Below are 18,381 nucleotides of genomic sequence, written 5' to 3'. Positions count from 1 at the left end.
GATCAGTTGCCGGAATACGCCCGCAGCACGCCGACGATGCGGTTCCGGATCTCGGGATCGCGCACCCGCAGGAACGCCGTCATCAGCAGCTCGCACTCGGCTGCCGAGGGCGTCGCGGCGCTGGAGGCTTGCACCTCGTCGCGGAAGAAATCCTGGACCGGGATCGCGAGCACGGCGGCGATCTTGCCCAGGACCTGCAGGCCGGTCGACGGATGCGGGCCGTCCTGCAGGCGGCGCGTGGTTCCCAGGTTGGTCATCGGTTTCGCCCGCCCAGATTTCCGGCTTCTGTTCGCATAGTCACACGCGAGCGCGAACGGACCCATCGGTCGAAACCGTATTCACGGAATTCGTTGTGCACGCAACGACAAGTTTCGATGCTGCGTAGAAATTACGAAATGGCGTGAATGCCGGCGCGGCCTCGCTCCGAAGCTGCCCTGGATCAGCCGAACACCGCGGAGACCGCCAAACCGGCCAACGCGATCACACCGAGCAGGCGGCGCCAGGGATTCACGCCGCGCAGGATCTCGTCCGCCGCCCACCAGGCGAGCGCCGCGCCGGACGCGATCCGAAGCCACATCCCGACGTCATTCTGCCCGCCGTCAGCGTTCGGCGCGAGCAGCCATCGCGCGGCAGACAATCCGAGGAACAACCAGAGCGGCAGATTGGGCCATTGTCCAATCACGATCGCGCCGGTGTTCCGGTCGCGGAACGTCCAATCGACGGCGCGACGCAGGGCCGACATCCGGGGGTCAGACCTTGTCGCTGCCCTCGGCCTGACGGATGGGCGCGCAGATCTGCGGGCTCACCTTGTCCAGGTGGACGCAGGCGTTGTCGCGATACCAAGTGCGCAGGCCGGGCTGGGTCGGCGCGATGTACATCGCGACGAGGACGAAGCCGGCGGCGAGCACGATGAGGGTGAGGAGGAGGTTGCGCATCACGGGGCTCCGATCGGGACGGGCTGCCGCCAAGCGACCGGACGTCCATGAAAAAGGCCCGCCTGCCGGGAAAGGCGCGGGCCGAGCGGTCGTCGCGGCACCTCAACGTGGAGGCAGGTTCCGCGCACCTAACGAGCGGGATGCGGCTCGGGTTCCGGCGAGCCGCCGCGGCGGGAACATGGTTGACGGCGGCCTGACGAATGTCAGAGGCCTTAACGAGGCGTGAAGCACGTCTCCGAGAAGTCCGGGACGGCCGGTTAAGAAAGCCTGAATCGATTCGCTCGAAATCGCGCGACGGCGGAGGGTGAGGAGGCCGGGCTGACCCGGTCTTCAGCGTTCGAGCACGTGCGGGCGGCGGCCACGACCGAGACGATCGACGACCTCAAGTTCCTGATGACGCTCGCCTTCGTGGTCTTCGGCGGCTTCGGTCTCGACGCCCTGCTGCGCTGAGGCGAGCGCGGAGCGCGCGGCGTCAACGCACCGAGGCGCCGAACGCGCTTCGAAGGGCGAGCAGCGCGTCGGAGGGATCGATCGGCTCGGGCGGCCGCATCGTCGCGCCGAGCCGGATGGCAGGCGCCGGGCGGGCGGTGGCAGCCGGTCGAGGCTTCGGCAGCGGCACATCCCGGACCTGCCCGGACCGCAGGAAGCGGGCGAGCTCGGCGGCTTTGGCACGTTGCTCCCGGTGAAGGCGGAACAGCGCCACGACGATCCCGATGGCTCCGGCGCCTTCCAGACAGGCGGCGATCACGTAACCGGGGGCCATGGTCGTTGCTCCTTCGAACTCGGCCGGGGCGCATGGGCGAGCCCGCCGCCGTTCAGGGCCCGGTTCTCGAAGGTTATGGTTACCGGGGTGTTAACCGCTCCGGCCGCGGCGCCCAGCTCGGGGTTTCGTGATCGCGACCGCACGCTCCGCCGGGTTCGGGCCCGACGGACGCGGATCGCCCTGCGTCCGAATCCGATCGATCGCCGTCGATCAGGCCGTGCGGATGGCCGACAGGAACGCCTCGACCTCGCGCTGCACGTTCACCGATTGCGTGGCCAGCTCGTTGGCCGCCATCGTCACCTGCTGGGCGGCGGTCCCGGTCTCCCCGGCCGAGGCCAGCACCTGCGCCACGTTCCGCGAGACGTCCTGCGTCCCGTGCGCCGCCTCGACGGCGTTGCGGGAAATCTCGTCGGTCGCGGCCGTCTGCTCGACGACGGTGGACGCGATGGTGCCGGTGATCGCGTTGACCGACACGATGGTCTGTCCGACCTGCCAGATGGTCGCGGCCGCCTGGCTGCTGGCGTTCTGGATCGCCAGGATCTGGCCGCCGATCTCGTCCGTCGCCCGCGCGGTCTGGCCGGCCAGCGCCTTGACCTCGGCGGCGACCACCGCGAAGCCGCGGCCCGCCTCCCCGGCCCGCGCCGCCTCGATCGTGGCGTTCAAGGCCAGCAGGTTGGTCTGCCCGGCGATCGCGGTGATGGTGGCCACGGCCTCGCCGATCCGTTCCGCCGCCTCCGACAGCGTCGCCATCGCGGCGTCGGTGGCGCGCGCCTCGCGGGATGCGGTGGCGGCGACCGCGTTCGATTCCTGCACCTGGCGCTCGATCTCCCGAAGCGAGGCGACCATCTCCTCGGCGGCGGCGGCGACCGTCTGGACGTTCGCCGAGGTCTCCTCCGCCGCCGCACTGGATGCCAGGGCCTGGTTGCTGGTGGCGTCGGCCACCTGGGTCATCGAGCGGGCGGTCGCGTCGAGCTCGGTCGCGGCCGAGGTGACGATGCCGATCGCGCCCGCGATCGTCCGGTCGAAATCGACCACGAGCTGGTCGACCCGGTCGGCCCGGCGCTGCCGGGCGGATTGCTCCGCGACCTTTTGGGCTTCCAGGGCGAGGCGCTCGATCCCGTTCTGGCGGAAGACGTCGACCGCCCGGGCCATCTCGCCGATCTCGTCGCGGCGCGCGATCCCCGGAATGTCCACGGCGGTCGCGCCGCGGGCGAGCCGGCTCATCGTGTCGGTGAGCCCGTAGATCGGGCGGGTGACCTGCCGCCCGATGAGGAAGGCGGCGCTGCCGACCAGCAGCGCGATGCCGCCGAGGCCGAGCGACAGCTCGATCACGAGGGCCTTGAGGTGGGCCAGCGTGTCGTCGGCGTAGACGCCCGAGCCGATGATCCAGCCCCACGGCTCGAAGCGCTTCACGAACGAGATCTTGTCGACGGGCTGCTCGGCCCCGGGTTTCGGCCACATGTAGGACACGAAGCCGGCCCCCCGTCTCCGTGCCACGTCGGCCATCTCGACGAACAGGGCCTTGCCCACCGGATCCTTCAGCGCGGCGAGATCCGTGCCGTCGAGAGCCGGCTTGATCGGATGCATCACCATCCGCACCTGGTCGTCGATGATGTAGAAGTATTCGTTCGCGCCGTATCGCAGGTTCCGTACGCCCTCGAGCGCCGACCGCCTGGCGGCCGCTTCGGTCATCCGGCCGGACCGCGCCTCCCCCTCGAAATGCTCGAGCACGCCGGCGGCGACCTCGACCAGCTGCTGCGTCTTGACCGCCCGGCTGTTCGTCACCTCGTCGCGGAGTTCGATGACCGAGAGGGCGATGAGGCTGATCAGCCCCAGCACGCAGATCACCGTGATCGCGTGGATCTTCGTACCGATCGACAAGCTCATGATTCACCGCGGCACGAAGACGGATCCCTATCCGTAGGAGTGATGTCCGCATCCGGTTAAGGGGAGGTGAATTCGAACCTAGGATGCGCGACTCCGCGGCGTCGCGAAAGCGAAGCCCGGTTCCGTGCATGCGCGTTCGAAAGCCGGCCGGCGATCGGGGATGGGGACCGATCGCGCCTCTGCCCGACACCACGCGTCGGTGGAATTCGACGCCGGATCGGGCGACACCGGCGTCGTCAGATGCAGGGCCTGCAGGGCGACGCCTTTCCCGATCGCGGCGTCCACCGCGACGTCGCGGAGAATGCCCGCCGCGTCGTGACCGACGCCGAGACCGCGGCATGGGCGCCCCCTGACAAGCCGTTCACGACGCTGATCGTCACCTTCGCGGCCAAGGGCAGCTGCCTCTGCGCGGCCGTTGCCGGGCACCGAAGCGCGGCCGACCGGGAGGCGCACCAGGTGATGGGGTTACACAAGGGCTGGGGGCATCTGCGCCGACCAGCGCCCGGCGCTCGCCGCCCCGTGACTTTTTCGGCCGACCTCCGGTCGATGCCGGCCGGAAAGCGATCCCGGAAACGAAAAAGGCCGCCCTCTCGGGCGGCCTTTCACGCGAACGTCGAACCGATCACATGCGGTGGCGACGGTGATGCATCATGCGGTGGCGGCGCTGGTGGCGCATCATCGGACGGGCCATCGGGCGCATGCCGGGGCGCATCGACGAGCCCATCTCCGGCGTGCCGCCCGGCGCACCCATCGCACGCTCCATGCCGCCGCGCGGGCCGCCGGCCTGGGAGCCGGACGAGTTGTAGGGGGAGTTCCCCTGGGCGAAGGCGGTCGCGGACATGAGCGTCAGCGACGCGGCGATCAGGAACAGTTTCTTCATTGGGGAAGTCCTTGGGTCGTCTGCGGAGGCGGAGCCTCCGCCTCGAACGGCGCCGCTGCCCGATTCGGCGTCGGCGTACGCTGGTGAACCGTCGCCGTCGCGTCGGGGTTCCTCCGCCGGGAAGCGATTCCGCGGGCGCGACGATCCGATCGGCTCGCTCTACTCACGGTTGATGATCGAACTCGGTATTCCACCCCCGTGCGGACGCGCTCCGCGCAGGCCGCCGCCGGCGCGGTTCCCCGTGTCGGACGCGACATCGATCCCGTTCCGCGACGGCATCCACCAAGCGCTGGAAATGGTCTAGGGAGGCGCAGCTTCGGACCGCGGATGCGGCCGCACGAAGGGGGACGCTCATGGATCCTGTACTGATCACCGGGGCGGCCGGGTTCATCGGGTACCACGTCGCCGAGCGCTACCTCGCGGCCGGCCGGCCGGTGATCGGCATCGACAACCTCAACGCCTATTACGACGTCGGCCTGAAACAGGCGCGGCTCGCACGGCTCGAGGCCCATCCGAACTTCCGCTTCCTGAAGCTCGACATCGCCGAGGCCGATGCCGTCGATGCGCTGTTCGCCGAGCACCGCTTTCGGCTCGTGGTCCACCTCGCGGCGCAGGCGGGCGTGCGCTACTCGCTCGAGAACCCGCGCGCCTACGCGCGCAGCAACGTCGACGGATTCCTGAACATCCTCGAAGGTTGCCGCCATCACGGCTGCGCGCACCTCGTCTACGCCTCGTCGAGCTCGGTCTACGGCGCGCTCACCAAGATGCCGTTCTCGATCCACGACAACGTCGACCACCCGGTCAGCCTGTACGCGGCGACCAAGAAGGCGAACGAGCTGTTCGCCCATTCCTACAGCCACCTCTACGGTCTGCCGACCACGGGCCTGCGCTTCTTCACGGTCTACGGCCCCTGGTACCGGCCCGACATGGCGTTGTTCCTGTTCACCCGGGCGATCCTCGCAGGCGAGCCGATCTCGGTGTTCAACAACGGGCTGATGCAGCGCGACTTCACCTACGTCGACGACGTGGTCGACGGGGTGGTGCGGATCGGCGAGCGCATCGCCGCGCCGAACCCGGGCTGGGACGGTGCACGCCCCGACCCGGGCACGAGCGCCGCGCCCTACCGGCTCTACAATATTGGCAACAACCAGCCGGTGCAGCTGCTCCACCTGATCGACGTGCTGGAAGGCTGCCTCGGCGTGAAGGCGGTCCGGCGGATGCTGCCGATGCAGGCCGGCGACGTGCCGGCGACCTTCGCCGACGTGGACGACCTCTCCGCCGCCGTCGGCTTCGCGCCGTCGACCCCGATCGAGGCCGGCGTCGAGCGGTTCGTGCGGTGGTATCGCGCGTATTACCGGGCCTGACCTTCGGACGGCTTGATCTTCAGCTGGTCGATCACCCAGCGCCACGTCCCGTCCGCCTGCTCGCGCGCGGTCTCCGCGGAGATCGTGCCGTTGGGCAGCCGCGCGAACGTCATCGCGATCGGCCCGTTGCGCAGCGGCGGCAGCACGTCCGCGGCCGGGAAGTCCGAGCGCCGGGACAGCAGGTCGGCGTAGAAGGCGCGGATCTCCGCGTGCCCGGTGGCGACGATGCGGCCCGCGGCGAGCACCGCATCGGGCTCGTAGAGTGCGACGAGCCCCTCGACGTCGCCGGCATTGGCGCGCTGGTTGAACAGGCGGGCCAACGCCTCCGGCGCCTCGGCGCCCGCCCTGTGCATGTCCGACATCGCATCTCCTCTCGTGGTGGGCGCCGCGCTCCCGCTTCGCGGGGCCGCCGTCAGGTCAACGCCGTGCCGGTGCCGTCGTGCACCGAGACGGCGATGGGAATGCCGAGCTTCACGCTCTCCGACACCGTGCAGAACCGCTGGAACTGGTCGAGCACCCGGTGGATCCGCGGCATGTCGGCGGCTGCGGCGCCGAGCGCGATCCGCACGTCGACGCCGACGATCCGAAGGCGGTCGGCCTCGTTGCGCGCGATCCGGCAGGTGGCTTCCGCGGACACGCCCTTGCCGTCCTGGCGGAACTTCCCCAGCGCGAAGACCAGGCTGGCGCACAGGCAGTTCGCCACGCCGGCGATCAGCAGCTGTTCCGGATGGGGGCCGGTCCCGCCGCCGATCGGCTCCGCCTCATCCACGCGCAAGGCCGGCAATGCTTTGCCGAAATCCACCGTGAAGACGTAATCGCCGACCTGGCTGATCGTGATGCTCGGCGCCGGCGTCATCGCATTGCTCCCTGTGCTGCCGAATGTTGCGATCGGCACCGGCGTTCCGTGGTTCGAGCCCGGTCGGCTGACAGATCCGCGATTTGAAACCGAAGCGAGGCGGCGCGGGCATCGCGTGCCTTGACGCGATTTCTGCTCTGGCATACCAAATACCAAATAAGGAATCGAGCCCTCGACGGATCGTCTCGGCGATTGCGAGCGTGGCCCGGCTCCGCCGCAGGGAGAGCTTCCATGCCCGGCCGAATTCCCGACCGCTGACCTCGATCCCGATCAGGGTCCGCGTCGTCGCGTGCTCCGCGGCCCGCGCGACCGACGACGACCCTCGCGGATCGACGATCGGCGGTGGACGACGGGTCCAGGATTGATGAGCGTCCTTCATGTCTGAGGCGATCGACTTCGAACAACTGGTCTCGAATGCCGGCGACGCGATCGTGGTCTCGGATCCGGAGGGGGCGATCGTGGTGTGGAACGCTGCCGCCGAGCGCATCTTCGGGTTCACGCCGGAGGAGGCGCTCGGGCGATCGCTCGACCTGATCACCCCCGATCGCCACCGGCACCGGCACTGGGAGGGCTACCGCAAGACCATGCGCACCGGCGTCACCCGCTACGGCGCCGAGGTGCTGCGGGTTCCGGCCCTGCACAAGGACGGCCGCGCCCTGTCGATCGCCTTCACGGTCAGCATGCTGTTCGACGCTGACGAGAACGTCACCGGCATCACCGCCGTGATCCGCGACGAGACGGAACGCTGGAACGCGGAGCGCGCGATGCGGCGCCGCCTCGCCGAGCTGCAAGCCTGACGACGGCGTTCGGCGGTCCGCCGCCGGGAACAGCCGACGTCCTCGAGATCAAGGCCGGATTTCGCAAGCAAGACGGCATCCGGCCGAAAGCAACGTGACCGCGGATCGAGGCTCCGCAGAAGAGCCCGGTCTCCGCTCGCCGAACGCGGCACCGATCGAGGGTCGGCGTCGCCACCCATCCACGCAAGAGAGGAAAAGCCGACGATGAGCAAGCCACTCGAGGGGATCAAGATCATCGACTTCACCCACGTCCAGGCTGGGCCGGCCTGCACGCAGCTGCTGGCCTGGTTCGGCGCCGACGTGATCAAGGTCGAGCGCCCCGGCTCCGGCGACGTCACCCGCAACCAGCTGCGCCATGTCGAGGGCGCGGATGCGCTCTACTTCACGATGCTGAACTCGAACAAGCGTTCGCTGACCCTCGACACCAAGACGCCCGAGGGCAAGCAGGTGCTGGAGAAGCTGATCGCCGAATCCGACGTGCTCGTCGAGAATTTCGGCCCCGGCGCCCTCGACCGGATGGGCTTCTCCTGGCCGCGGATCAACGAGCTCAACCCGGGCATGATCGTCGCCTCGGTGAAGGGCTTCTCCGACGGCCACCACTACGAGGACCTCAAGGTCTACGAGAACGTCGCCCAGTGCGCCGGCGGCGCCGCCTCGACCACTGGGTTCTGGGACGGGCCGCCGACGGTCAGCGCGGCCGCGCTCGGCGATTCCAACACCGGCATGCACCTCGCCATCGGAATCCTCACCGCGCTCCACCAGAAGAACAAGACCGGCAAGGGCCAGAAGGTCGCCGTGTCGATGCAGGATTCGGTGCTGAACCTCTGCCGCGTGAAGCTGCGCGACCAGCAGCGCCTCGATGCGCTCGGCTACCTCGAGGAGTACCCGCAGTACCCGCACGGCACGTTCTCGGACGTGGTGCCGCGCGGCGGCAATGCCGGCGGCGGCGGCCAGCCCGGATGGGTGCTCAAGTGCAAGGGCTGGGAGACCGACCCGAACGCCTACATCTACTTCACGATCCAGGGCCATGCCTGGGCCCCGATCTGCCGGGCGATCGGCAAGGAGGAGTGGATCGACGATCCGGCCTACAAGACCGCATCCGCCCGCCAGGACAAGATCATGGACATCTTCGGCACGATCGAGGAGTGGCTTGCCGACAAGACCAAGTTCGAGGCGGTCGACATCCTGCGCAAGTTCGACATCCCCTGCGCCCCGGTGATGTCGATGAAGGAGATTTCGGTCGATCCGTCCTTGCGCGCCAGCGGCACGGTCGTCGAGGTGCCGCATCCGCATCTCGGCTCGTACCTGACGGTCGGAAGCCCGATCAAGTTCTCGGACATGACGGTCGAGATCAAGTCCTCGCCGCTGCTCGGCGAGCACACCGACGAGGTGCTGGTCGACCTCGGCTACACCCAGCAGCAGATCGAGGAGCTGCATCAGGCCCGCGCGGTCTGAGCAGTCCGACGCTCTGCGAAGCCGCTTCCGGTCCCACAGGACGCGGGGGCGGCTTCCGCCGTTTTCGCGTGAGAACGACTGGATGGGTCGCGCGAAGCACCAGACGGCCCCCTCTGCCAAGGGGAGAGGGTTGGGGTGAGGGGCGTGACCTCTCCGGAAAGCTCACGCCCCTCATCCTGTCCTTCTCCCCATGGGAGAAGGGACCCGTGCCTCGTCCCGTCGGCCGTGCGAAGACGACGGCCTCGGTGGGTGTAGGCGTGGCGCGGCGCTGAAACATGCAAAGGCTCGGATCCATGCAGGCCCTGTGGCGCCGGTTCGTTCCGGCCGCGACGCCGCTCAGCGTCCGCGAGCGCATCCGGTCGGCCCTCGGCGCGATGCTCGGCATCCTCGTCACCGGGGTCATCGGGGCCTGGGCGCTGGGACCGACCACCGCCCTGCCCGTCCTGATCGCGCCGATGGGCGCCTCGGCGGTGCTCCTCTTCGCCGTGCCCGCGAGCCCTCTGGCGCAGCCGTGGTCGATCATCGGGGGAAACCTCGTCGCGGCCCTGGTCGGCGTGAGCGTCGCGACCTTCGTGCCCGATCCGGTCTCCGCGGCGGCGCTGGCCATCGCCGGCACTGTCGGCCTGATGATGGCGCTGCGCTGCGTCCACCCGCCGAGCGGCGCGGTCGCGCTCACCGCGGTCCTCGGCGGCCCGGCGATCCACGACCTCGGCTACGGCTTCGTGCTCTGGCCGGTCGGCGCGAACTCGCTGCTGCTGCTGGCCTCGGCGCTGCTGTTCAACAACCTGACGGGCCGGCCCTATCCGCATCACGCGGTTGCCGCCTCGCCCGGCCGGATCGGCGCCGAGCCCGCCACCGCACCGCTCGGCTTCACCTCCGCCGACCTCGACGCTGCGCTCGAGGACTTCGACCAGCTCCTCGACGTCGGCCGGAGCGACCTCGAGGCGATCCTGCGCCAGGCGCAGATCCGCTCCTACCGCCGGCGCTCGGGGCAGACCGACTGCGCCGCGATCATGACCCGCGACGTCGTCGCCATCGCGCCCGGCGCCCCGCTGATGGACGCCCTCGCCCTGCTCCGACGCCACCACATCAAGGTCCTGCCCGTCACCGACGAGAGCGCCCGCGTGGTCGGCATCGTCACGCAGACCGACCTCCTCGACAAGGCGGCCTGGGACCGGCGCGGCCCGCGACTCGGGCTCGGACGCCGCCTGCGCCTGACCGCATCGCGCGGGCGTGCCCCCCACGGATGCGTCGAGGACATCATGACCAGCCCGGTCGTCACCCTGCGGCCGGAAAGCCCGATCGGCGAGGTGGTTCTGCAGATGTCGGGCCTCGGCCTGCATCACCTGCCGGTGGTCGGGCCGGACGACCGCCTCGTCGGGATCGTCTCGCAGGGCGACCTCGTGGCGGCGCTGCTCACCGACGCGGAACGGCCGAGGGCCGACGCGCCGGCGCCTCGCGAACTCGCCGTCGCGCCGGCCTGATCCGCCGCGACGTCAGGGCGGGCTCGGCTCGCCGAGGAAGAACGCCACCGCCTGCGCGACCACGGCCGGATCGTAGGCGTGGGGGCCGTCGTACTCAACGTAGGTGACGTCGTAGCCGGCCCGCTCCAGCTGGGCGGCGTGGCTGCGGCCGCCATGGGCGACCGCGATCTGGGCGTCCCGGGTGCCGTGCGAGACGAAGATTCGCGGCGCGCCGGCCTGGACCTGCACGCTGAGGAAGCCGGCGGACGAGGCGATGACGTGGGTGACGACGTCGCCGTTGGTCAGGCCCGATGAGAGGGCGTAGCTGCCGCCGTCCGAATGCCCCGCGAAGGCCAGCCGCGCCGGATCGAGCAGGAACCGCGAACCGACCTCGGCGAGCGCGGCTTCGAGGCGCTCGCGGTCGGGCCCGTGGCCGGCGATGACCAGGTCCCAGGTCGGGAACAGCGATTGCGGCGCCAGCAGCAGGAAGCGGCGCGTCTCCGCATGCGCCTCCAGCATCGGCAGAATCTTCTCCGCGCTGCCTCCGCCGCCGTGGAACAGCACCACGAGCGGCGTCGGCCTGCGCGGGTCGATGCCACGCGGCACCCGCAGGATCGCGTCCCGCTGCGCAAACAGCTCGAGCGCGTGCCGCCCCGGCGCCAGCGGCGGCCGCGTCGGCAGCCGGTGCGCGAAGGCGATCCGGCCGATGAGGCGAGGGTCGATCATCGTGTTCTCGCCGAAGAACCTGGAAGGCCGTTGACGCCGAGCCCGTCATTTCCGGGGTGCGAAGCCGAGCCCGGAATGACGGGCTCGGCGTCGATCGACGGGTTACGAGCCCCGATCTGTTCGCCTTACTTCCGCTTCACGGTGCTCTGCGGGTTGAGGCTGCCGATGTTGCCGCTCTCCGTGCCGGCGGCGGGGTCGATGACCGCGTTGACCAGGGTCGGCCGCCCCGAATCCATCGCCGTGTTGACCGCCTCGCGCAGCGCGTCCGGCGTCGTGACGTGGACCCCGACGCCGCCGAAGGCCTCCATCATCTTGTCGTAGCGCGCGTCCTTCACGAACACGGTCGGCGCCACGTCGGCGGCGCCCGAGGGGTTCACGTCGGTGCCGCGGTAGATGCCGTTGTTGTTGAACACCACGATGCAGACCGGCAGCTCGTAACGGCAGATCGTCTCGACCTCCATGCCCGAGAAGCCGAAGGCCGAGTCGCCCTCGACCGCGAGCACCGGCTTGCCGGTCTCGACAGCCGCCGCCACGGCGAAGCCCATGCCGATGCCCATGATGCCCCAGGTGCCGACGTCGAGGCGCTTGCGCGGCTGGTACATGTCGATGACGCCGCGGGCGAGGTCGAGGGTGTTGGCGCCCTCGTTGACGAGGATCGCGTCCGGCCGCTCCCTGATGATGGTGCGCAGCACGCCGAGCGCGCCGTGGAAGTCCATCGGCGTGGAGTTCTTCAGGAGGCGCTGGCCCATCTTGGCGATGTTGGCGTCCTTCTTCGCCTTGATCGTGTCGGTCCAGGCGGCGGGCGGCGCCGGCCAGCCGCCCTTCATCCCGTCGAGCAGCGCCGCGACGCAGGAGCCGATGTCGCCGACCACCGGCGCCACGATCTCGACGTTCGAGTCCATCTCGCGCGGCTCGATGTCGATCTGGATGAACTTCTTCGAGCCCGGCGCGCCCCAGGTCTTGCCCTTGCCGTGCGAGAGCAGCCAGTTCAGGCGGGCGCCGATCAGGAGCACCACGTCGGCCTCCTTCAGCACCGTCGAGCGCGCCGCGCCGGCCGACTGGGGATGGGTGTCGGGCAGGAGGCCCTTGGCCATGCTCATCGGCACGTAGGGAATGCCGCTGCTCTCGACGAGCTCGCGGATCGCCGCGTCGGCCTGCGCGTAGGCGGCGCCCTTGCCCAGAATGATCAGGGGGCGATCGGCGCCTTTCAGCACCGCGAGCGCGCGCGCGATCGCCTCCGGCGCCGGGATCTGGGCGGGAGCCGGGTCGATCACCTGCACCAGCGACTTCACGCCGGCTTCCGCGTCCATCACCTGCGCGAACAGCTTGGCCGGCAGGTCGAGGTAGACGCCGCCGGGCCTGCCCGAGCAGGCGGCGCGGATCGCGCGCGCGACGCCGATGCCGATGTCGGCGGCGTGCAGCACGCGGAAGGCGGCCTTGCACAGGGGCTTGGCGATGGCGAGCTGGTCCATCTCCTCGTAGTCGCCCTGCTGCAGGTCGACGATCTCGCGCTCGGAGGAGCCCGAGATCAGGATCATCGGGAAGCAGTTGGTGGTGGCGTTGGCGAGCGCCGTCAGGCCGTTGAGGAAGCCCGGCGCCGAGACCGTGAGGCAGATGCCCGGCTTCTTCGTCAGGAAGCCGGCGATCGCGGCCGCGTTGCCGGCATGCTGCTCGTGCCGGAACGAGATCACCCGGATGCCCTCGGCCTGGGCGAGGCGCCCGAGATCGGTGATCGGGATGCCGGGCACCCCGTAGATCGTGGTGATGCCGTTGAGCTTGAGCGCGTCGATGACGAGGTGGAAGCCGTCGGTCAGCGCCGGCTGCGTGTCGGCCTCGGCCATGTTGACGTCGGCGGTGTGCATATCGATGACTTGGGCGCGTGCGGACATCTCGGCCTCCCGAATGGATGAATGTTGGGCCGCTCCGGGGCCTCGGCCCCGGATGGCTGGTCGCAGGATCCGCGCCGCGCGCGGGTCGATCGAGCGATCGTCGAAGGAGGCGGGCCCTGAAGCGACGGACCCGCCGCCTCAGGCGATCCGGACGGGCTCGGCCTTCGGCACCGGCAGCGTGGCGTCGAGGGCGAGGTAGCGGCTCCGCATCGGCTTCAGGACGAAGATCGCCAGCGCCGCCGCGGCGAGGTTGAGGGCGACGATCATGCCGAACACCGCATACCAGCCGTACGCCGCGGCGATCAGGCTGCCGAACGGCACCAGGAACGAGGCGGTGCCCTTCGCGGTGTAGAGCAGCCCGGCATTGCTGGTGGCGAACTTCGAGCCGAACGTGTCGCCGCAGGTGGCAGGGAACAGCGAGTAGATCTCGCCGAACACGCCGAAGTAGAGGGCGGTCGCCAGCACGAACACCGCCGGGGTGGTGCCGTAGCTCAGGAGCAGCAGCACCGCGACCGCGGCGGTCGAGAAGGCGATGAACATCGTATTCTCGCGTCCGATCTGGTCGGAGACCCAGCCGAAGAACGGCCGGCCGAACCCGTCGAAGATCCGGTCGAGCGAGATCGCCAGGGTGAGCGTCGCCATGGTCAGGCCGAGCATGCTCACCGGCACGTCGGCGACGTGGAAGTCGTGGGCGATCGGGGCGATCTGCGCCGCCGCCATCAGGCCGCCGGCCGCGACCATCACGAACATCGCGTACATCACCCAGAACACCGGGGTGCGCACGGTCTCGCTTGGGGTGCGGTCGACCTGGCTCTGCGGCAGGTTGTGGCGCCGGCGCTGGATCGGCCCGGCATGCCTCGGCTTGCGCAGGAAGATCGAGAGGAACACCACCACCGCGCCTTGGATCAGGCCGAAGGTGAGGAACGCGCTCTGGTAGCCGCTCGAGGCGATCATCTTCGCGATCGGCACGACGGTGATCGCGGCGCCCGCGCCGAACCCGGCGGCGGTGGCGCCGGCGGCCAAGCCCCGGCGATCCGGGAACCACTTCAGCGCGTTGCCGACGCAGGTGCCGTAGACCGACCCGGCGCCGATGCCGCCGACCACCGCGCCGAGATACAGCACCGGCAGCGATCCCGCGTAGGCGTTGATCACCCAAGCCAGGGCGATCATCACGCCGCCGAAGGCGACGACGACCTTGGGGCCGTAATTGTCGACGAACCAGGCCTCGACCGGCACGAGCCAGGTCTCGGTGGCGACGAAGACGGTGAAGGCGAGCTGGATCGAGGCCCTTCCCCAATGGTGGTCCGCGTCGATCGGGTCGACGAACAGCGTCCAGCCGTATTGAAGGTTGGCGATCATCGCCATGCAGAGCACGCCGAAGGCGAGCTGCCACCATTTCGCCGCAGGGGCGTCCTGACGTTCCATCCCGGTCTCCTCCGCCTGCGACTCTCTGTTCGCGTGTCTGCATCATGCATCGATTCAGCAGGTATGCAATATACCAGACCTGAAGAGGCCTGCGAAACGTATTATCCTGCCGCTTTCTGTCATTCGGCCCCGACGCCGCTCCGCGCAAGGCGGTTGAAATGCCGGGCGCGATTGCGCCCTGGCGATGTAGGGGCCGTACACGGTCGGCTCACGCGAAGACCGCTTTGCGGCCGTCTCCCGCGGACGCTCCGGCCGGCCGTCGTTCGATCGTGATCGGATCGCGCCTGCGCCGCCGCGATGCGCGCTGGCTCGACCGGCCCGCCGCGTGCGAGAGCATGCGGCGACGCCTTCCGAGATGCCGATGCCCTGCGCCCTCCTCCGACTGCCCGCGTGACCGATCCCGCACCTGCGTCGCGTAAGCGCGACCCGCGCGTCGACGTCCTGCGCGGCCTCGCCCTGCTGATCATCTTCATCGACCACATCCCGAACAACGCGCCGGCGCTGATCACGCCGCACAATCTCGGCTTCTCGGATGCCGCGGAGCTGTTCGTTCTGTTTGCGGGCTACTCGGCGACGGTGGCCTATGGCGGCCTGTTCCGGCGGGCGGGCGTGCCGGAGACCCTGAAGCGGATCGCGATGCGGTGCCTGCGCATCTACGTGTTCCAGGCCGGCCTGCTGCTCGCCACCCTGCTGATCGTGCGCGCTTGGATGGACGCGACCGGCCTCGTCCCGCGCTTCGGGGTCGCGCCGCTGCTGCAGATGGGGTTGTGGTCCGGCCTGTGGCGCGGGCTCCTGCTCAACGCCCTGCCGAACTACCTCGACATCCTGCCGCTCTACATCGTGCTGCTGGCGGCGTTTCCGCTCTACTATGCCGGCATCCGCCGCAGCGTCTGGGCGGTGCTGAGCCTGTCGGGCCTGGTCTGGGTGCTGGCCAACCTCGACCCGGCCCTCAACCTGCCGAACGCGGCGGCCGACGACGGCTGGTACTTCAACCCGTTCGCCTGGCAGTTCCTGTTCGCGATCGGGATGGCGCTCGCCGTGATGGTCGCGGCCGGCGACGGACTGCTGCCGCGCCGCGCCTGGCTCACGGCGGCGTGCTGGGCCTATCTCGCCGTCTCGCTGTTCCAGGCCGTCCCCTGGGACGTCTTCGGCCTGCCCGATATGAGGCCGTTCGAAATGGCGGTGCCGGACAAGGCCCGGGTCTCGCCGCTGCGGCTCCTGCACATCCTCGCGCTGATCTACCTCCTGTTCGGCTCTCCCGTGCTCCACCGCCTCGCGACGAGCCCGCGCCTGCGGCCGCTCGAATGGTGCGGGCGCCATTCGCTCGAAGTGTTCGCGCTGGGCTGCCTCGCGGCGCTGATCGGGCGGATCAGCTACCGCACCTTCGGGCCGAGCTGGCCGCTGCAGGTGGGCGTCAACCTCGGCGGCCTCGCGGCGATGATCGCGCTGGCGTGGTTCCTCGACCGCCGGGCGCGCCTCAGCGCCGCCCCATGACCACCCGCAGCTTGTCGGCCAGATCCTCGCGGCCGTAGGGCTTGTTAAGCAGGGGCAGGTCGGCCGGCAGGCCGTCCTCGCCGAACGCGGACGCCGTGTAGCCGGAGGCGAGCAACACGCGCAGGTCCGGCCGGAGGCGACGCGCTGCGACGGAGAGCTGTACCCCGTTCATGCCGCCCGGCATCACCACGTCGGAGAACAGGATGTCGACCCGCTCCGGCCCCTGCAGGCGGGCGAGCGCTTCGGCGGCACGGGTCGCGGTCAGGGTGCGGTAGCCGAGCTCGCTCAGGCTCTCGACCGCCATGTCGAGCACCGCCGGCTCGTCCTCGACCACGAGAATCACCTCGCCGTCGGTCGCTCGGCGCAGCGGCATCGGGCCCTCGGGACGGGCCGATGCGGGCTGCTCCTTCGAATGCGGCAGGTAGATCGACACGGTCGTGCCCGTGCCGACCTCGCTTTGCAGCACGACCTGCCCGCCGCCCTGGCGCGCGAACCCGTAGACCTGGCTCAGCCCGAGGCCGGTGCCCTTGCCGACTTCCTTCGTGGTGAAGAACGGCTCGAAGGCGCGCGAAGCGGTGCCGGCCTCCATGCCCAGGCCGGTGTCGCTGACCGCGACGTGGACGTAGTGCCCGGGCGCGAGTTCCGGCGGCGCGGCACCCGGTTCGCCCGTCACGGTCAGGTTCTCGGTCCGGATCAGACGGCGGCCGCCGGACGGCATCGCATCGCGGGCGTTGACCGCGAGGTTGAGGATCGCGCTCTCGAACTGACCGGGGTCAAGCCGCACCGGATCGAGCGCGGGGTCGAGGTCGAATTCGACGGCGATGGTCTCGCCGACGGCGCGCTGCAGCAGGGTGTGGAAATCCTTCAGCAGACGGTTCGGGTTCACCGTCTCGGGCCGCAGCACCTGCCGGCGCGAGAAGGACAGCAGCTTCTCGGTCACCTCGGCACCGCGCCGCGCCGCGCCGCGGTCATCGCCGAGCCGGCGAGGCGCTCCACCCGCTGCGCGTCGCCCGGGCGCCGGACGATCATGTCGAGGTTGCCGATGACGATGGTCAGCAGGTTGTTGAAGTCGTGCGCGATGCCGCCGGTGAGCTGGCCGATCGCCTCCATCTTCTGAGCCTGATACAGGCGTTCGTCCGCGTCCTGGCGGGCGGTGACGTCGACGACGATTCCGGCGAGGCCGGTCGCCCGGCCGGCCTCGTCCCGCGCCGCCCGGCCCTTGAGCTCGATCCAGCGCGTCGCGCCGTCGCCGGCGCGCAGGATGCGGCATTGCAGGTCGAGCGATCCGGTGGCGGCGACGGCGGCGAAGGCCGCCTCCGCGACGTCGCGATCCTCGCGGACGACGTGGGCGAGGGTCGTCGCGACGTCCCAGCGCGGCTGCAGGGCGTCGTATCCGAAGATCGCATCATGGCGCAGGCTCCGGCGGGAGGCGCCGGCGGCGAGGTCGAACTCCCAGTCGCCCATGTCGGCGGCGTCCAGCGCGATGGCGAGGTGGTCGCGTGCGCCCTGGAGGTCGGCGCGCTGGCGCTCGCGCGCCTCGGCGATGCGCTCGGCATGGCCGTAGAGCAGATCGACCTTGCGCAGGTAGGCACACAGGACGACGACGCCCGATATCAGCGCCTCGATCCGCCCGGCGAACCAACCGACGGTGCCGCGCGCCGCGCCCGTCTGCGTCACGAGGTTGTCGAGGAGCAGCAGGAACAGCGAGACCGCGAGCCAGAGCTGGAGCAGGCTGCGCAGGCGCGTCGTCCAGCAGAGGATCGCCAGCGAGGCCAGGGTGAGCGCGACGACCGCCGGCCCGATGCCGGAGGTGGTCAGCGCCCAGTAGTCGTCGCCGACGACCGTCGTCGGCAGCCGATCGACATGGGCGACCACGAGGTAGCTCAGGCCGGCTACCGCCGCCGCGACGCCGATCGCCGTGGCGATCCCGGCACGCGCGGATCGGTCGGGTTCGATCAGCCTCGTACGGCCGTCGCCCTCCATGATCGCGTAGGGGAGCGCGAACAGCGGCGGCCCGAGATGCCACAGGGTCCAGAGCCACGTCGTCGTCGCCGGGCTCGAGCCGAGGATGCGGTCGGCACCGAACACGTTCGGAAAGCTGAGAAGCTGAACCGCGACGATCAGCGTCACGTAGAGGCTGCCTGCCGAGAGCACCAGCAGCGGCACCGAGCGGGTGCGGCCGTACTGCGCGAAGAACAGCACGGTGGTCACCGCGTAGACGACGACGAGCGCGGACTGATAGCTCGCCACGAAGCCCGGCATCGGGACCATCGGGCGGCCTGCGACGGGGAGCAGCGCGAAGGACAGCGCGGTGAAGGCCGCGCAGGCGAGGCCGGCGAACCGGCGCTGCCCCGCCCCGGGTGCCGCTGTGGCGAGGGTCCTCAGGTCGGTGGGGCGCGGTGCGTCGTTCACGATGGTCTCCGACCGCGCGACATCAGTGGTGATGC

The 18,381-nt window shown here is 70.0% G+C and carries 18 protein-coding genes; 5 read left to right on the top strand and 13 right to left on the bottom strand.

All coding sequences use genetic code 11. The features are described from left to right. Window positions 1–2: 2 nt before the first annotated feature. The 6 genes from FV227_RS02875 to FV227_RS02850 all read right to left on the bottom strand — a co-directional run bounded on the left by FV227_RS02875 (window position 3) and on the right by FV227_RS02850 (window position 4,465). The gene (locus tag FV227_RS02875) at window positions 3–257 is read right to left on the bottom strand and encodes a hypothetical protein (RefSeq protein ID WP_147726925.1); all 255 of its coding nucleotides are present in this window, start codon (window positions 255–257) and stop codon (window positions 3–5) included. Between the two features lie 182 nt (window positions 258–439). Next, window positions 440–733, bottom strand: a complete 294-nt coding sequence (locus FV227_RS02870) for a hypothetical protein (protein ID WP_147726936.1) — start codon at window positions 731–733, stop codon at window positions 440–442. A 16-nt stretch (window positions 734–749) separates the two neighbouring features. Beyond that, the gene (locus FV227_RS02865) at window positions 750–935 is read right to left on the bottom strand and encodes a hypothetical protein (RefSeq protein WP_147726923.1); all 186 of its coding nucleotides are present in this window, start codon (window positions 933–935) and stop codon (window positions 750–752) included. Window positions 936–1,407: 472 nt separating this feature from the next. Further along, window positions 1,408–1,698, bottom strand: coding sequence for a hypothetical protein (locus FV227_RS02860; protein WP_147726922.1), 291 nt, complete (start codon window positions 1,696–1,698; stop codon window positions 1,408–1,410). 210 nt (window positions 1,699–1,908) lie between these two features. Continuing rightward, window positions 1,909–3,585, bottom strand: coding sequence for a cache domain-containing protein (locus tag FV227_RS02855; protein WP_147858233.1), 1,677 nt, complete (start codon window positions 3,583–3,585; stop codon window positions 1,909–1,911). A gap of 622 nt (window positions 3,586–4,207) precedes the next feature. After that, the gene (locus FV227_RS02850) at window positions 4,208–4,465 is read right to left on the bottom strand and encodes a hypothetical protein (protein ID WP_147726234.1); all 258 of its coding nucleotides are present in this window, start codon (window positions 4,463–4,465) and stop codon (window positions 4,208–4,210) included. A 353-nt stretch (window positions 4,466–4,818) separates the two neighbouring features. Here FV227_RS02850 and FV227_RS02845 point away from each other — a divergent pair, with 353 nt between their 5' ends. Then, window positions 4,819–5,829 (top strand): NAD-dependent epimerase, encoded by a 1,011-nt coding sequence (locus FV227_RS02845; protein ID WP_147726233.1) that lies wholly within the window; start codon window positions 4,819–4,821, stop codon window positions 5,827–5,829. Here the strand turns inward: FV227_RS02845 and FV227_RS02840 are convergent. Beyond that, entirely contained in the window at window positions 5,817–6,191 is a 375-nt protein-coding gene (locus FV227_RS02840; RefSeq protein WP_147726232.1) for a nuclear transport factor 2 family protein, read from the bottom strand. The genes FV227_RS02845 and FV227_RS02840 overlap by 13 nt on opposite strands. Before the next feature lie 50 nt (window positions 6,192–6,241). Then, window positions 6,242–6,685, bottom strand: coding sequence for an OsmC family protein (locus FV227_RS02835; protein ID WP_147726231.1), 444 nt, complete (start codon window positions 6,683–6,685; stop codon window positions 6,242–6,244). Between the two features lie 377 nt (window positions 6,686–7,062). On the opposite strand from FV227_RS02835, the gene FV227_RS02830 reads away from it, so the two are divergent. The 3 genes from FV227_RS02830 (at window position 7,063) to FV227_RS02820 (ending at window position 10,421) form a co-directional block, all read left to right on the top strand. After that, window positions 7,063–7,482, top strand: coding sequence for a PAS domain S-box protein (locus FV227_RS02830; protein WP_147726230.1), 420 nt, complete (start codon window positions 7,063–7,065; stop codon window positions 7,480–7,482). Window positions 7,483–7,686: 204 nt separating this feature from the next. Further along, window positions 7,687–8,937 carry a formyl-CoA transferase gene (frc, locus tag FV227_RS02825; protein ID WP_147726229.1) on the top strand — a complete coding sequence of 417 codons (1,251 nt, stop codon included), beginning with the start codon at window positions 7,687–7,689 and terminating at the stop codon, window positions 8,935–8,937. Between the two features lie 293 nt (window positions 8,938–9,230). Further along, the gene (locus FV227_RS02820) at window positions 9,231–10,421 is read left to right on the top strand and encodes an HPP family protein (RefSeq protein ID WP_147726228.1); all 1,191 of its coding nucleotides are present in this window, start codon (window positions 9,231–9,233) and stop codon (window positions 10,419–10,421) included. A gap of 12 nt (window positions 10,422–10,433) precedes the next feature. Here the strand turns inward: FV227_RS02820 and FV227_RS02815 are convergent, their stop codons facing one another. The 3 genes from FV227_RS02815 to oxlT form a co-directional block, all read right to left on the bottom strand. After that, window positions 10,434–11,126, bottom strand: coding sequence for an esterase (locus FV227_RS02815; protein WP_147726227.1), 693 nt, complete (start codon window positions 11,124–11,126; stop codon window positions 10,434–10,436). 125 nt (window positions 11,127–11,251) lie between these two features. Further along, on the bottom strand, window positions 11,252–13,015 hold the full coding sequence (gene oxc, locus FV227_RS02810; RefSeq protein ID WP_147726226.1) for an oxalyl-CoA decarboxylase: 1,764 nt from the start codon (window positions 13,013–13,015) through the stop codon (window positions 11,252–11,254). A gap of 138 nt (window positions 13,016–13,153) precedes the next feature. Beyond that, window positions 13,154–14,440 (bottom strand): oxalate/formate MFS antiporter, encoded by a 1,287-nt coding sequence (oxlT, locus tag FV227_RS02805; protein ID WP_147726225.1) that lies wholly within the window; start codon window positions 14,438–14,440, stop codon window positions 13,154–13,156. A gap of 390 nt (window positions 14,441–14,830) precedes the next feature. On the opposite strand from oxlT, the gene FV227_RS02800 reads away from it, so the two are divergent. Next, window positions 14,831–15,934, top strand: a complete 1,104-nt coding sequence (locus tag FV227_RS02800; protein ID WP_243937115.1) for an OpgC domain-containing protein — start codon at window positions 14,831–14,833, stop codon at window positions 15,932–15,934. Here the strand turns inward: FV227_RS02800 and FV227_RS29640 are convergent. Continuing rightward, window positions 15,918–16,874 (bottom strand): ATP-binding protein, encoded by a 957-nt coding sequence (locus tag FV227_RS29640; protein ID WP_246686414.1) that lies wholly within the window; start codon window positions 16,872–16,874, stop codon window positions 15,918–15,920. The two genes, FV227_RS02800 and FV227_RS29640, sit on opposite strands and share 17 nt — an antisense overlap. Next, window positions 16,871–18,346, bottom strand: coding sequence for an MASE4 domain-containing protein (locus FV227_RS29635; protein WP_246686413.1), 1,476 nt, complete (start codon window positions 18,344–18,346; stop codon window positions 16,871–16,873). The genes FV227_RS29640 and FV227_RS29635 overlap by 4 nt, the downstream gene beginning before the upstream one ends. Window positions 18,347–18,381 lie beyond the last annotated feature (35 nt).

Source organism: Methylobacterium sp. WL119 (assembly GCF_008039875.1).
Classification (GTDB): domain Bacteria; phylum Pseudomonadota; class Alphaproteobacteria; order Rhizobiales; family Beijerinckiaceae; genus Methylobacterium.
This window is presented reverse-complemented; position numbering and strand designations above follow the sequence as displayed.

Excerpts from the sequence above, each read along its gene's own strand:
- FV227_RS02875 (WP_147726925.1), bottom strand. The coding sequence starts at position 257 with ATGACCAACCTGGGAACCACGCGCCGCCTGCAGGACGGCCCGCATCCG.
- FV227_RS02865 (WP_147726923.1), bottom strand. The coding sequence starts at position 935 with ATGCGCAACCTCCTCCTCACCCTCATCGTGCTCGCCGCCGGCTTCGTC.
- FV227_RS02860 (WP_147726922.1), bottom strand. The coding sequence starts at position 1,698 with ATGGCCCCCGGTTACGTGATCGCCGCCTGTCTGGAAGGCGCCGGAGCC.
- FV227_RS02855 (WP_147858233.1), bottom strand. The coding sequence starts at position 3,585 with ATGAGCTTGTCGATCGGTACGAAGATCCACGCGATCACGGTGATCTGC.
- FV227_RS02850 (WP_147726234.1), bottom strand. The coding sequence starts at position 4,465 with ATGAAGAAACTGTTCCTGATCGCCGCGTCGCTGACGCTCATGTCCGCG.
- FV227_RS02845 (WP_147726233.1), top strand. The coding sequence starts at position 4,819 with ATGGATCCTGTACTGATCACCGGGGCGGCCGGGTTCATCGGGTACCAC.
- FV227_RS02840 (WP_147726232.1), bottom strand. The coding sequence starts at position 6,191 with ATGTCGGACATGCACAGGGCGGGCGCCGAGGCGCCGGAGGCGTTGGCC.
- FV227_RS02835 (WP_147726231.1), bottom strand. The coding sequence starts at position 6,685 with ATGACGCCGGCGCCGAGCATCACGATCAGCCAGGTCGGCGATTACGTC.
- FV227_RS02830 (WP_147726230.1), top strand. The coding sequence starts at position 7,063 with ATGTCTGAGGCGATCGACTTCGAACAACTGGTCTCGAATGCCGGCGAC.
- frc (WP_147726229.1), top strand. The coding sequence starts at position 7,687 with ATGAGCAAGCCACTCGAGGGGATCAAGATCATCGACTTCACCCACGTC.
- FV227_RS02820 (WP_147726228.1), top strand. The coding sequence starts at position 9,231 with ATGCAGGCCCTGTGGCGCCGGTTCGTTCCGGCCGCGACGCCGCTCAGC.
- FV227_RS02815 (WP_147726227.1), bottom strand. The coding sequence starts at position 11,126 with ATGATCGACCCTCGCCTCATCGGCCGGATCGCCTTCGCGCACCGGCTG.
- oxc (WP_147726226.1), bottom strand. The coding sequence starts at position 13,015 with ATGTCCGCACGCGCCCAAGTCATCGATATGCACACCGCCGACGTCAAC.
- oxlT (WP_147726225.1), bottom strand. The coding sequence starts at position 14,440 with ATGGAACGTCAGGACGCCCCTGCGGCGAAATGGTGGCAGCTCGCCTTC.